Raw genomic sequence first — 13,336 nt, 5'->3', positions numbered from 1 at the left:
TCTCTGACTGAGAGGGAGCGGCCGGACCGGGGACAAGTGGACCGAGGACAGCTGGACCCAGAGCGGACAGGGAAGTCGGTGTCAGGAGCATCGGGTCGGCTGACCGGTGGCCGGCAGACAGGTCGGACAGGTTGGGTTCGGATGGTCTATGGGGCCATGGGACTGTCCGCGGACGAACAGGGCGGCGGTCCATAGCTGGCCGGGATCGCGATCTTGTCCCGCGGCAGTGAACGCGAGTTACTTTTCTCGCAGCCAGTTCGATGGTCAGGAGACCTCTAAGGGGCAGCGGATCGCCAGTGGCGTTCGAGCGTGAGTGGGCACGGGGGCGAGTGTGGCCGAGGTGCATTGAGACTGAGGTGCATTGAGACTGAGGGACAGGGGGGCCGAGAGTGAGTGGCCCGAGGGGGGTGGGTCGGAGAGGCGCGAGGGGCGGTAGGCGGGAGGGGCGGTAGGCGGGAGGGGCGGTAGGCGGGAGGGGCGGTAGGCGGGAGGTAAGCCGGTCTGAGGTACAGCGGGCCCGAGAGTCGGTGGGGCTGAAAGTCGGTGGGCCCGAAAGTCGGCGGGCCCGAAAGTCGGCGGGCCCGAAAGTCGGCGGGCCCGAAAGTCGGCGGGCCCGAAAGTCGGCGGGCCCGAAAGTCGGCGGGCCCGAAAGTCGGCGGGCCCGAAAGTCGGCGGGCCCGAAAGTCGGCGGGGCTGAGAGTCGGTGGGGCTGAGAGTCGGTGGACCCGAAGGACGGTGGGCCCGCGAGTCGGACGGTGGGTCTGAGAGTCAGTGGGCCTGAGAGTGAGTGAGAGCGAGGGGTAGTGAGCCGAAGAGGCAGTGCCCGAGGGGCAGCGGTAGATGACGATTCCGGCTGGGATGACGACTGGGCTTGATGGGTAAGCCACTCCCCTATCCGTGCGGCAGTGGAAGGGTGAGAGGTCTTGTGGTGGAGGGTGGGTGGGTGTCTGGACGCGGGGTTCGGGGGTGTTGGTTTCATGTGAAACATCGCGAAGGGTGTGCGCGGGGGCGAAGTGCGCAGACGAAATGTCCGATTATCGGCGTGTTGGAGAAGGATTGCCGCGGTTCAACTTCCGTATTGCGTCCGGTACTGGCAAGCTAAGTGTCGTTGAGTGTGAGCGCATTTTATCGGTGCCCGGCAGCTCGCCGGATGGCTATCGGTCTCGCAACATGGCGGCGCTCCGCCTACTCGAGCCGCGTGGCGCCGAAGCCACGCCCGGCACGTGTCTGAAGTTCTCGGGTTAGGAGCCTGCATGTCGAACGGTCCGGCAAAAGTTTCACGGGAAACAACCTCGCGGGTCCCCGGAATGCTGGAGGGTAACGCCTTCGACTCGGAGGACTTCAGCCGCACGCCCTTCGGAAGTATCTCCGCCGACACGCCGATCGCGGCGGAGGCGCAACGTGCGAGTCAGGTCCTGCACCCTGGTTCGATGAACATTCCGAAGCCGCGCGAGCAACGCATCATCACCATCGCCAATCAGAAGGGCGGCGTCGGTAAGACCACCACGGCGGTCAATCTCGCCGCCGCGCTCGCCCTGCAGGGAATGACCGTCCTGGTCATCGATCTCGATCCGCAGGGCAATGCCAGCACCGCTCTCGGCGTCGACCATCACTCCGGTATCCCGTCGAGTTACGAACTCCTCATCGGCGAGATCCCTGTCCAGGACGCGATCCAGCAGAGTCCGCACAACGAGCGCCTGCTGTGCATTCCCGCCACGATCGACCTGGCTGGCGCCGAGATCGAACTCGTCTCCATGGTGGCCCGGGAGGGCCGCCTCAAGACCGCGATCCAGGAAGCGAATCTGGCCGGCTATGAGATCGATTACGTGATGATCGACTGCCCGCCGTCGCTCGGCCTGCTCACGGTCAACGCCATGGTGGCCGCGAAAGAGGTCCTGATCCCCATCCAGTGCGAGTACTACGCGCTGGAGGGTGTGGGACAGCTGCTGCGCAATATCGGCCTGGTCCAGTCGCATCTCAATCCGGAACTGCACGTCTCGACTGTGGTCCTCACGATGTACGACGGCCGTACCAAACTGGCCGATCAGGTCGCCGAAGAGGTCCGCGGACACTTCGGTGATGTGGTGCTGCGATCGGTCATTCCACGCAGTGTGAAGGTGTCCGAAGCGCCGGGCTACGGTATGACGGTTCTCGATTACGATCCCGGTTCTCGTGGTGCCATGAGCTATCTGGATGCCGGTCGGGAAATGGCGGCTCGCGCCGTCGGTGCGACCTATGCGCCGGGTCCGGTGACGGCAACGCCGGTTGCCGAGGACGGCGATGTGAATGAGGAAAGGGGCCGATAAGCCGATGAGTCAGGCGAAGAAGGGTGGATTAGGGCGCGGGCTGGCCGCGCTGATCCCGACCGGTCCCGCCGAGGTACAGGGACTCGGAAGTGCCGCTGCGAACGCTGTTATCGGCCTCGATCCGATCGGACCGCATCCTGCGGAGGCATATCTGCACCGGGTCCCCGATCCGGCTGCCGACTCCGATGCCGGGGCCGTCTACCGCGAGATCCCGGCGGAGGAGATTCAGCCCAATCCCAAGCAGCCGCGTCAGGTCTTCGAACAGGACGCGCTGGATGAGCTGATCCACTCGATTCGCGAATTCGGCCTGATGCAGCCGATCGTGGTGCGCGCGCTGAGCGAGCCCATTGTGACCGAATCCGGCTCCCCCGCCCGCTATCAGATCGTCATGGGCGAGCGTCGCTGGCGTGCCTGCCAGGACGCCGGGCTGGCGACGATTCCGGCGATCGTCCGGGAGACCACCGACGATGCGATGCTGCGCGACGCGTTGCTGGAGAACATCCACCGCGTGCAGCTCAATCCGCTGGAAGAGGCGGCCGCCTATCAGCAGCTGCTCGAGGAATTCGACGTCACCCACGAGGAACTGGCGAATCGGATCGGCCGATCCCGACCGGTCGTCACCAATATGATCCGTCTGCTCAAGCTGCCGATCCCGGTGCAGCGTCGGGTCGCGGCCGGGGTCCTGTCGGCAGGCCATGCGCGTGCGCTGCTGGGGTTGGATGCGGGCGCCGAGGCACAGGAGAAGCTGGCGGAACGGATTGTCGCGGAAGGACTTTCGGTCCGTGCGACCGAAGAGGCCGTGACACTGGCGAACCGGTATCCGGAACAGGAGCGCAAGCCCGCTCCGGAGCGCAAGCCTGTCTACGCCCCCGGTCTGGATCGTCTGGCCGAGCGCCTGGCCGATTCGTTCGATACCCGTGTCACTGTGAGCATGGGTAAGAAGAAGGGCAAGATCACCGTCGAGTTCGGGGATCTCGCAGATCTCGAGCGAATCGTGACACTGATGGAAAAACAGCAGCAGTAGTCTGACACCGTAAATATTTGGGCGAAAATCCATGAGCACCCGATGACTATTGCCCTGACGCTGAAACGTCACAGTGACGGCGTATGCCATCGAGCGCAGCGACGGAAATGAGGCCGTTCGTGTTGATCGCTTATTCTTGCTGGCGAGTAGATATTGATGCCACGTGAGCGTGGATGAATCCGACAGCTGGAGGCTGAGCAGAGCGGTGTCGACCAGCGTGACCGCACTGACCCTCGGCGGACTCGACAAACTCCCGGCACACGCACGCCGATGCGTATTCTGGGAGATCGACCCCGCCGTGGCTGAAGACTCTCGCGGATTCAGCGATCCGGTCTTCGAGAAGGAAGCATGGCTGTCCACTGTCATGCTCGAATGGGGTTCGTGCGGACAGGTCGCACTCGTCGACGGCCTGCCCGCCGGATGTGCGCTGTACTCACCACCGAGTGCGGTACCGCGGGCGGGCCTGTTCCCCACCTCACCGGTGAGCCCGGACGCGGTCCTGCTGACCACGCTGGGCGCCGAAACCCCCTACCAGGACACCGGTGTCGCGCATCGGCTGATGCAGGCCGTGGTGGCCGATCTGATGCGACGTGGTGTTCGCGCGATCGAGGCGTTCGGCATTCGCAAGGATCCCGCCGCCACGATGCTGCCCACCCGTTCGATCAGTTCGATGCTGTTGATGGAGCGGATCGATACCCCCGCCAGCGGAACCCCTTCGGCCGGAACGCCCTCGGCCTCGCGGGCCAATGGCGCCTGCTCCCCCGAGGGCTGCATGATCGACGCCGAATTCCTCGAGGACGTCGGCTTCTCGGTCGTCGCCCCACACCAGCGCTTCCCCCGCCTGCGCCTCGAACTCGACAGCGACCATCTCTGGAAAGAGGACGTCGAACGCGCTCTCGACCAACTCCTGGCCGCCGCAGCGGCAAGCACCACCCCGACCCGAGTCGGCTGCCGATAAGACGGACGCCCCGGATACGTACCGCCACAAGGCAGTACGTATCCGGCGGTCGCCATCAAGCCCGCGGTACCGATCGCGCTCTGGTGCCATCTCATTCCCGATGATGGAGGCGGCGCCCCGACTCCGCGAACGACAACCCCGAACGCATCGACTGATCTGGCAAGCACTCGGATAACATCTCATCGTGTCATCGACGCCCGGCCGCCAGCGTATTCTCCGTGGCACTCCAACGTGACAACTGATTTCGGATGCACACGGGTAACTCACCGGGCACGCGCAATAGGTAGCCGACCACTCGAATGTCGGCCAGAAGCAACAGTCTCCCCTGCACTCAACGACACGCTGAGGTCGCGGGAAGGCGGTTATGTGGCGGAATCGGCTGCTGCCAGTTCTTCGGCGAGGAGTTCGGCGAAAGTGTATGTGCCGGTGGGCTGGTCGTCCTGGCCGAGCAGGTACAGGCGCTTCACCGAGATGAGGATGGCCTCGGCGATCACATCGCGCATCCGCGGGTTGGTCAGGACGGATGCGTCGTAATCGTTGGTGAGATAGCCGATGTCGACCTGGACGGTCGGCATCTTGGTGAGGCGCAGCAGATCCCAGGTGCGCGAATGGGTGCGGCAGTCCTGCAGTGATGTGCGGGCGACGATTTCGCGCTGGATGAATCCGGCCAGCACCTGGCCGATCATCGATACCGAACCGTGCGAATTGCCGAAGTGGAAGCTGGCCACGCCGCTGGCGAGGGTGCTGGGGTTGGTCGCGCAACGCAGCGAGATCATCAGATCCGCGTCGAAGGTGTTGGAGATCTCCGCGCGTTCGGCGTCGGTCGGATTCGCGCCCCACGGCCGGGACAGGAACGTCTCCATGCCGGTCGCCGCCATCCGGCCCTCGAGCCGGCTTGCCAGGTCCCACAGAATTTCCGACTCGTAGACGTCGCCGAATTCGGTGGGCACGGTGACGCCCTTGTCGGGGCCGCCCATCCCCGGATCGATGACGATCCGCTTACCGGTCAACTGCGGACCGGCCCGGTGGACGACCTCCTCCTCCGCGATCCGGTGCGGATTGCCGCCGGTGACGCGCGCGCCCAGCAGATCCAGCGAACGCAGCGTGTCGGGGCCGCAGATGCCGTCCGCGGACAGGCCGATCTCGCGTTGGAACGCGGTCAGCGCATCGTGTGTCTGCGGGCCGAAATAGCCGTCGACGCGATGCACGTAGAAGCCCAGATCCTGCAGACGGCGCTGCAGCGTGGCCACATCGTCGCCGTACAGCGGGGCGGAGAGTTGATAGATCAGAGTGCGCGCACCGAGGCGGTAGGACGCCTCCTTGAGCGCGCGATAGGTGGCCGGGCCCACCACGCCGTCGACGAGCAGGCCGCGATGCTGTTGGAAAGCGCGCACAGCGGAATCGAGATCGTGGTCGAAGACGCCGTCCGTCTCTTTCCAGAACTCACCATGGCCGTCGGAACGGTCTGCTCCGTGCGGATGCATGTGGAGGAAACCGAGACTTGCGAGGGTGCTCCGAACCTCTGTTACGGCTGGACCGGTATCGCCGTGACGAAGTCGGTGCATGCGTGAGAGCCCTTTCCTTCCGCCAACCCGGGTACCCATTTCTGGGACCGTCCACTCCCGAAGCTCTTTCGGGGGTGTGCCAGGGCGCGATCCCCGCGGGGCGCACGTCCGGAACGTCGGTCGATTGTCTCAGACCCGGACCGAATTTCTGCAATTCTGGCGAGTGCAGAGGATCGTACCCCGGAGATGGCGCGCCTTTGCGTAACCACGGAGCCTCGCCGGCCGTGCGAACAGTACACACCGCCGGCGGACGGCGACGAAATCCTAACCCGCGCCGCCGCCGCCGTGAGGTGAATGCGTGTCAGATGATGCCGTCGAGCTCGCGCAGCAGAGCGGCCTTACCCTTGGCGCCGATGATCCGCTTGGTCTCCTTGCCGCCGGAGAACAGGATCATCGTGGGCAGCGACATGACTTCGTAGTCCCGCGACGTGGTCGGGTTGGCGTCGGCGTCGACCTTGGCGATGGTCAGCTTGTCGCCGTGCGCGGCCGCGATCTCCTCCAGCACCGGGGCGACCATCTTGCACGGGCCGCACCAATCCGCCCAGAAATCGACCAGGACGGGCTTGTCGCTGCCCAGCACGTCCTGCTTGAAGGTGGCGTCGGTGACGGTCTTCGTGGAATCGGACATCGTGATGAACTCCTCGAGCGGTGAATCAGTTGGCGGAGACTTCGACCGGCTGGCCGGCGTTGTCGAGCGTGTTGCTGGCGATATCGCCCTGTTCGGCGAGCCAGCGCTCGGCGTCGATCGCCGCGCGGCAGCCGGTGCCGGCCGCGGTGATGGCCTGACGGTAGGTGTGGTCGACCAGATCGCCCGCGGCGAACACACCGGGCAGCGAGGTGTAGGTGTTCGGGTCGTTGACCAGCACGTAGCCCTCGGGGTCGAGATCGACCTGGCCGCGGACCAATTCGCTGCGCGGGTCGTGGCCGATCGCGACGAACAGGCCGGTCGCGGCGAGCTCGGAGGTTTCGCCGGTGCGTGTGTCGCGCAGGGTCAGGCCGGTGACGCTGCTGTCGCCGTGCACCTGCGTGACCTCGGAGTTCAGCACGAAGCGGATCTTCTCGTTCGCGCGGGCGCGCTCGAGCATGATGCGCGAGGCGCGGAACTCCTCGCGCCGGTGCACGATGGTGACGCTCGAGGCGAATTTCGTGAGGAACGTCGCCTCCTCCATGGCCGAGTCGCCACCGCCGACCACGACGATGTCCTGGCCCTTGAAGAAGAATCCGTCACAGGTGGCACAGGCGCTCACGCCGCGGCCCAGCAGCTGCTGCTCGCCCGGAACGTCCAGGTAGCGGGCCGCCGAGCCCATGGCCAGGATGACCGCGTATGCCTCGTAGGTCTCACCGCCGACGGTGACCTTCTTGATCGGGCCGGACAGGTCCAGCGACTCGACGTCCTCGGTGCGGATGTCCGCGCCGAAACGTTTGGCCTGCTCGCGCATCTCGTCCATGAGGTCGGGGCCCATGATGCCGTCGCGGAAGCCGGGGAAGTTCTCCACCTCGGTCGTTGTCATCAGCGCACCGCCGAACTGAGTGCCCTCGAACACCAGCGGTTCGAGCTCGGCGCGTGCGGCGTAGACCGCGGCGGTGTAGCCGGCGGGGCCGGAGCCGACGATGATCAGGTCGCGAACTTGCGTACTCATGAGGCCCTTCCGAAGAAATGTTTCAACAGGCGTGTCGGTCAACAACAGGGTAAACGCTGTTGTTCCCGCCCCCGAACGACCAGCGCATCGGGTGTGAGCCGGACCGCACCGCGGGTGCTCGGCCGGATTCGCTCAGCCGATGTCCTGCGTCACCAGCACGTGCGGATTGCCCGGACCGCAGTCCCGGCCGACGATGAGCGCAGTGATCTTCGGCGAATTCGGGCCGGTGAGCAGGATCAATACCGCGGCCTGACCGTGGTAGGTGGCGTTCATCGCGCCGAGCACGGACCGGTCCAGACCGGCAGCGGTGACACAGCCTGCCAGGGCGGCGTGGTCGGCGAGCGGACCGCTCAGATCGCGGCGGCCCATGGCGCCGAGCAGCTGGGAGACCGGGAGATCGTCGGAGATCTGGACGTTGTCGCCGGGCTGCTGGGTGGGTAGCGCGGTCGGCGGGCTCTGCTGGCTCCGTACGGCATCCACCGCGATCAGGGAGGCCCCGACGACGACGACGGCCGCGGCCGCGGCGGCGAGCCAACGCCAGCGTCTGCGGTCGGCTCGCAGGGGTGCCGTCTCGTCGCCGGAGACCTCGGTGTCGTCGGCCTCGACGTCCAGGACGGGCAGGGGATGCGTTCTCGGGGGGCCCTGGGCCGGGCGGGCCAGCGGCAGGCGATGCACGGTGGCGACGTGTTCGGCCGGTTCGACATCCGGTGCGGCAGGGTCGGTGGCTATCGCCGCGTTACCGCAGGAGAGCTGATCGAGTAATGCGTCCAGCCGCGCGGTGACCTGGGTGGGCATCGGATGCAGGATCGCGGGCTGCTGGCCCAGATTCCGCAGTTCGGTGGTGACATCGTCGAGCGAGCACAGGAATCGCAGAGCTTCCGGATCGCGCCGGACTTGTGGCCAGAGCTGGTCGGACAGATCGGGGGCGACATTGTCGGCATGGAGATCGGCCAGCAGATCCGTGGAGAACGGAGGTTGCGGAGCTGAGCGTGCCGCCATCGAACCTCCAGGGTCGTCCGAACCGCTCACCCCGGGCCGACGCCGATGGTCGGCGGCTTCGCCCTTGTCATCCATCGCCTCTCCGGGGTGGGCCGTGTGAACAGTGGTACTCGCCGCCCCGTAACGGACGGAGCCTGCCAGTATGACGGAATTTGTCCGTCACTAGTAATGACGCATCTCGACTACATCCGGTTCCCGGGATTCCGCAGGAATTCCAACTCCTGTTGGAGTCGTTTGCGGCCGCGCGCGCACCGGCTCTTGATCGTCCCCTCGGCGACGCCCAGCAACTGCGCCGCTTCCGCCACGCTATACCCTTCCATATCGATGGCCACCAGCGCGGCGCGCTGATCGTCGGGCAGCCGCATCAGCGCGCTGTCGACCAGCATCGACACCTCGAGCCGAGCGATGTCGTCGCGTTCCACGACCGGTTCGGCGATACTCTCGTCCGACAGCGACACGCTGTAGCGGGACTTGTTGCGCCGCATGCGATCCAGGCAGGCGTTGACCACGATTCGATGCAGCCAGCTGCGCACTTCCGCATCACCGCGGAATCGGGCGGCGTTTCGATGCGCGGACCACAGGGCATCCTGTAGCGAATCCGCCGCATCCTCCTGGATCCGGCAGGTTCGCACGGCCAGTTGCCACAGGTGGTTGTAGTGGCGGCGGAACAGGACGCCGAAGGCGTCGCGATCGCCCGCGACGTGGGCATCGAGGAGTTCGACATCGGTGGCTGCGTCCAGATCGATCGGGCGCCTGCCTACAGCGGACGCCTCCGACGTCCCCCCGCTGGATCGCTCGATCGCTTCAAACGGCAACACATACCCCTCGGCACAGCGCTCTCGACGACACATGCCCGGAATCGGACATCTGCCCATACCGCTCGTCCGGAACCGCGACGTCAGATCCCGGGAAGCTCCCCTGCTGAGAGCGCGGTGGAAATCATATCGGCAGGTTCGAAGGGCAGGCAACCAGAGCGAATCAGCGGGCGGCCTCGTAGTGGATGTCGGCGATCTGCGACTGGTACTGGTTACCGGTGTGGGCCAGCGAGGTGATCCAGATCAGGACGTAGCCGACCGGCTGATCGCTGTGCAAGGGAATGTTGGTCACGCCGTTGCCGAGGGTGACCTGGCCGATCAGCTGGGTCTGATCGAGCGTGGGCGAGGCGGTCGGCGAGGTGCGCACCTCGACGACCGTGCCCGCACTCGGTGAATTGATGGTCGCCTTGGTCAGCTTGCTGGGGCTGCCGAGCGTGGTCAGGATGCCCACGCCCTTCTTCAGGGACGGGAACTGCTGGAAGTACTGGTCGGTGCGCCACATCGTGGTCGGATTGCCGTCCAGCACCGCCGAGACGTGACTCGGGTCGTCGGGGGTGCCCTCGGGGGAGAACACCGTGGCCGCGGTCGTCGGCACCGGCACCCCGGCGCCGGCGGGACCGCTGCTCGCCGGCGCCGAGGTGGCCGCGTTCGACGGTGCCGGAGCCACCGCCGCCGTGGTGAGGCCGAGTTTGCGCTGGTCGTCCAGGGGTGCGTTGGAGGTGGGCGGTGCGAAGACGCTCAGCAGCCACCAGATGATCACGCCGACCACCAGTGCCGCCAGCACACCGAGCCCGACCAGGATCCACATCATCCGCTGCGAGCGTTCCTTCTCCGCGGCCAGCAGTTCCGGATCGGCCAGGGTTTCGTCGGGCAGCGCCTGCGCGCGCTGACCCAACCGCAGCACCGGGATGAAATCGGTCTTCTGATCGACCACCGAGGCCTGTTCGAGCACGTGCTGAACCGTCGCTGCCGTGCGCACGCCCTTGTTCGACTCCAGCGAGCGGACCGCGACCGCGGAGATCTCGAACGGGGTCTCCGGGCGGATCTGCCGCGGCTCGACGGGCGTGCCGTCGGGACCGGAATCGGCCAGTTTCAGCCCGCCCACGGTGGCGGCCGCACCGCTCACCCCACCGGTCCGGATCGGCCAGCGCGCGGTGATCAGCGCGTACAGCATCGCGCCGAGACCGCGCACATCGGACTGCGCGTCCGAATCGCCGAGCGTTCCGGGGAAGGCCAGCACCGCGTCCCCGGACGCGCTGATCCGCACCCGGTCCGGATGGTCGATGGACAGCGAACCGCCGCCGCGATGGGCCAGCTCGGCCGCGGCGGCCAGGGCACGGACCGCGCGCGCGGCGCCGATCGGCGAGGGCCTGGTCTCGGCCATCTCGCGCAGTGACCGCCCGGGGGTCCACTCGGCCACCACGATGCCGCCGGAACTGCCGCGCACCACGTCGAGCACGCGGGCCAGGCCCGGGGAGTTGATCCGGCCCAGCCGCAGGGTGCGGGACAGGATGGCCTGGGGGCCGTCGTGCCCGGAATTGTCCGCGGCCTTCTGATCGGCGTCCACGAAGGTCAGCGCGACCTCGCGGTCCAGCTTCACATCCAACGCCTGCCAGAACCGCAGACCGCGGGCACCGCCGCAGTCGGCCAGCAGCCGGTAGCGGCCACCGGCCACCGAGGCGCCCGGGATCAGCTTCGGACCGCGCTGCGACCGCTTGGACGGCGATTCGACGCGCATCGGCGGCATCTCGGGGGAACCCACCGGCAGCATGCCGGTGTCGTAGGTCTGATCATGTGGCGGCTGGTCCTGCGCATGCCCGTCGTCCGCGGAATCGTAAGCAGCTTCGGCGTAGTTCTGCGCCTCGCCCGATTCCGCCTGCTCACCCGGATCATCCGGGGGAACCTCGCCGGGCACGACGTCCTCGGTGCGCACCGCGCTCGCCGCGGTGGCATCGGCTTGCGCGGCAGGGACGCCGCCCGCCGCATCGTCGCTCACCCTCGTTCCTCCTTCGCCCTGGTGTGTCGAAGTCCCATATGCCGGCGGCGCACCTGGCCCGTCGCCGACCCGGCCGGGCCCGTGAGCTGCGGAAGAAGTGACATTCGCTTCTCCGCGGCCGCCGGGATCGGCATTTGCGTTTCTCTGCCGAACAGGGTACGGGAACTCACCCCCGCCGGTACGGTCAACCGCTTCCGGCCGGATGACCGGCAGGACCATGGTCTGCGCGTCGGTGTAGGGGTCGTACCGGTAGTAGTACGGCTGTGCCAGTTCGGGCCGCGGCAGCAGGGTTGTCGCGTGGTCGTCGCCCGCCGGACTGTCGAGGTCGAGGTCGGGCGCGGGCGGAGTGAAGCCCAGCTTGCGGGAGATCGCGACCGTGATCGCGACGATCTCCGGAATACCGACCAGACGCATCAGACCGAAGGCGACGCCGAACATCACGATGCCGTCGACGCCGACCCGGAACAGCGCGCCGATCCCGTGATGTAGCCGCGACAGGCCCAGAAGTTGATCGACGATCAGCGTGACCGCCGCGCCGGCGACCGACGCCAGCACCACGCGGGTCACCGTGCGGCCGACGTTCGACATTCGCAGATCACCCAGGCTGCGGTGCAGTAGCCAGCCGCCGATGATCGCGCCGGCGAGGAAGCCGAGCCCGGTGGCCATGCTCAGCGCCATCACCACCTGGTCCGGGCTGACGACCAGCGGTGCGATCACACACACCAGGATCTTCACCGCGGTGATGCCCAGGATGATCCAGGTCGGCGTCCAGGCCTGTTCGCGGGCATAGAAGACGCGCAGATGGATCAGTACCAGTGCGTACGGGATCAGGGTGAAGGCCGACCAGCTGACCGCCTCGCCCAGGCGATGCGCGTTGTCGTGACCGAAATGGCCGTAGCCGTACAGCACCTCGCCGACCTGCGGCCCGGCCACGGTCAGGAACAGCACCACCGGGACCAGGGCGATCATGGTCAAACGGGTGGCGGCGCCGAGATCGTCGACGACCGCGGGGGTGTCGTCGTCGGCGGCGTTGCGACTCAGCCGAGGCATGATCGCGGTGAGCACGGTGACGCCCAGTACGCCGTAGGGCAGCTGCAACAGCAGCCACGCCTGGTTGACGATCGCGGGCCCGGCCACATCCCAGTGCGAGGAGACCCGGGTGGCGAACACGAATCCGGCCTGGCTGATCAGTACGTACAGCACGACGGCGGCGGCCATCCCGCCGAACTGCTTGAGCCGGGCATCCATACCCCACAGCGGCCGCAGGTCGATACCGGTTCGCCGGATCGCCGGGACCATGCTCGCGACCTGTACGAAGACGCCGAAGGTGATACCCAAGCCCAGTACCAGCAGTTTCGGCTGACCCATCCGGACCGGATCCAGCGAGATCTCGCCGGGCAACAGCATGTACAGGCCCAGCACGACCAACGTGGTCAGATTGTTCAGCACCGGGGCCCAGGCGCCCGGCTTGAAGATCTCGTGGGTGTTGAGCACCGCCATCAACAGCGACGACATGCCGTAGAACAGCACCGCCGGTATCAGCATGTAGGCCAGCGCGGTGGTCAGTCCGGTGCTGACCTTGCCGTCATGGGTGAGGAACAGGTATTTGGTCAGTACCGGGGCGAGGGCGGTGCACACCACCGCCGCGGTGCCCAGCAGCGCGGCGGCCGTGGTGAACAGCCGCCGCATGAACGCCGCGCCGTGATCGGGATCCTCTTTCTGCGCGCGGATCAGGGTCGGGACCACGAAGGCGGTCAGCACCGCGCCCAGCACCAGCTGCTCGATCATCGTCGGGATCTGGCTGGAGACCGTGTACGCACTCGCGACCGCCGGGCCGAGCGCCATGAGCACCAGCGCCTGCTTGCCGAATCCGGTGATGCGGCTGATCAGCGTGGCGATCGCGATCGAACCGGTGGCGCTGAGCAACCGCGAATTCGCGCTCGCGGGTTTGGCCTCGGTCTGCTGTGCGGTCGCGACGGATTCGGACCGCTCGGTGCGGGCGGGCACGCGTTGCGGTCCGGGCCGTGCGTCCG

The 13,336-nt window shown here is 66.8% G+C and carries 9 protein-coding genes; 3 read left to right on the top strand and 6 right to left on the bottom strand.

Annotation, left to right across the window (positions count from 1 at the left end; translation table 11 throughout):
- Positions 1-1,307: 1,307 nt before the first annotated feature.
- The 3 genes from NM2_RS02505 (at position 1,308) to NM2_RS02495 (ending at position 4,288) form a co-directional block, all read left to right on the top strand.
- A complete protein-coding gene (locus NM2_RS02505; RefSeq protein ID WP_245717813.1) occupies positions 1,308-2,306 on the top strand; it encodes a ParA family protein in 999 nt (332 codons plus the stop codon).
- Positions 2,307-2,310: 4 nt separating this feature from the next.
- Positions 2,311-3,330 carry a ParB/RepB/Spo0J family partition protein gene (locus NM2_RS02500; protein WP_067663374.1) on the top strand — a complete coding sequence of 340 codons (1,020 nt, stop codon included), beginning with the start codon at positions 2,311-2,313 and terminating at the stop codon, positions 3,328-3,330.
- Positions 3,331-3,535: 205 nt separating this feature from the next.
- Complete coding sequence (locus tag NM2_RS02495; RefSeq protein WP_067663371.1) at positions 3,536-4,288, top strand: GNAT family N-acetyltransferase; 753 nt, start codon at positions 3,536-3,538, stop codon at positions 4,286-4,288.
- A 362-nt stretch (positions 4,289-4,650) separates the two neighbouring features.
- On the opposite strand, the gene NM2_RS02490 is transcribed toward NM2_RS02495, so the two are convergent.
- From NM2_RS02490 to NM2_RS02465, 6 genes are all read right to left on the bottom strand, one after another.
- On the bottom strand, positions 4,651-5,853 hold the full coding sequence (locus NM2_RS02490; protein WP_067663368.1) for an N-acetylmuramoyl-L-alanine amidase: 1,203 nt from the start codon (positions 5,851-5,853) through the stop codon (positions 4,651-4,653).
- Between the two features lie 301 nt (positions 5,854-6,154).
- Positions 6,155-6,481, bottom strand: a complete 327-nt coding sequence (gene trxA, locus NM2_RS02485; protein WP_067663364.1) for a thioredoxin — start codon at positions 6,479-6,481, stop codon at positions 6,155-6,157.
- Positions 6,482-6,506: 25 nt separating this feature from the next.
- Positions 6,507-7,493, bottom strand: a complete 987-nt coding sequence (gene trxB, locus NM2_RS02480; RefSeq protein WP_067663361.1) for a thioredoxin-disulfide reductase — start codon at positions 7,491-7,493, stop codon at positions 6,507-6,509.
- Between the two features lie 132 nt (positions 7,494-7,625).
- Positions 7,626-8,567 carry an RsmA family anti-sigma factor gene (locus tag NM2_RS02475; protein WP_157120847.1) on the bottom strand — a complete coding sequence of 314 codons (942 nt, stop codon included), beginning with the start codon at positions 8,565-8,567 and terminating at the stop codon, positions 7,626-7,628.
- 107 nt (positions 8,568-8,674) lie between these two features.
- The gene (gene sigM / locus NM2_RS02470; protein ID WP_439956828.1) at positions 8,675-9,307 is read right to left on the bottom strand and encodes an RNA polymerase sigma factor SigM; all 633 of its coding nucleotides are present in this window, start codon (positions 9,305-9,307) and stop codon (positions 8,675-8,677) included.
- Between the two features lie 163 nt (positions 9,308-9,470).
- Complete coding sequence (locus tag NM2_RS02465; protein ID WP_084530423.1) at positions 9,471-13,310, bottom strand: lipid II flippase MurJ; 3,840 nt, start codon at positions 13,308-13,310, stop codon at positions 9,471-9,473.
- Between the last annotated feature and the right edge of the window lie 26 nt (positions 13,311-13,336).

The sequence above is a fragment of the Nocardia miyunensis NBRC 108239 genome, from assembly GCF_001613065.1.
Taxonomy (GTDB): domain Bacteria; phylum Actinomycetota; class Actinomycetes; order Mycobacteriales; family Mycobacteriaceae; genus Nocardia; species Nocardia miyunensis.
This window is presented reverse-complemented; position numbering and strand designations above follow the sequence as displayed.

Coding starts and splice junctions, on each gene's coding strand:
- NM2_RS02490 (WP_067663368.1), bottom strand. CDS start 5,853: ATGCACCGACTTCGTCACGGCGATACCGGTCCAGCCGTAACAGAGGTT.
- NM2_RS02500 (WP_067663374.1), top strand. CDS start 2,311: ATGAGTCAGGCGAAGAAGGGTGGATTAGGGCGCGGGCTGGCCGCGCTG.
- trxB (WP_067663361.1), bottom strand. CDS start 7,493: ATGAGTACGCAAGTTCGCGACCTGATCATCGTCGGCTCCGGCCCCGCC.
- NM2_RS02475 (WP_157120847.1), bottom strand. CDS start 8,567: ATGGATGACAAGGGCGAAGCCGCCGACCATCGGCGTCGGCCCGGGGTG.
- trxA (WP_067663364.1), bottom strand. CDS start 6,481: ATGTCCGATTCCACGAAGACCGTCACCGACGCCACCTTCAAGCAGGAC.
- NM2_RS02505 (WP_245717813.1), top strand. CDS start 1,308: ATGCTGGAGGGTAACGCCTTCGACTCGGAGGACTTCAGCCGCACGCCC.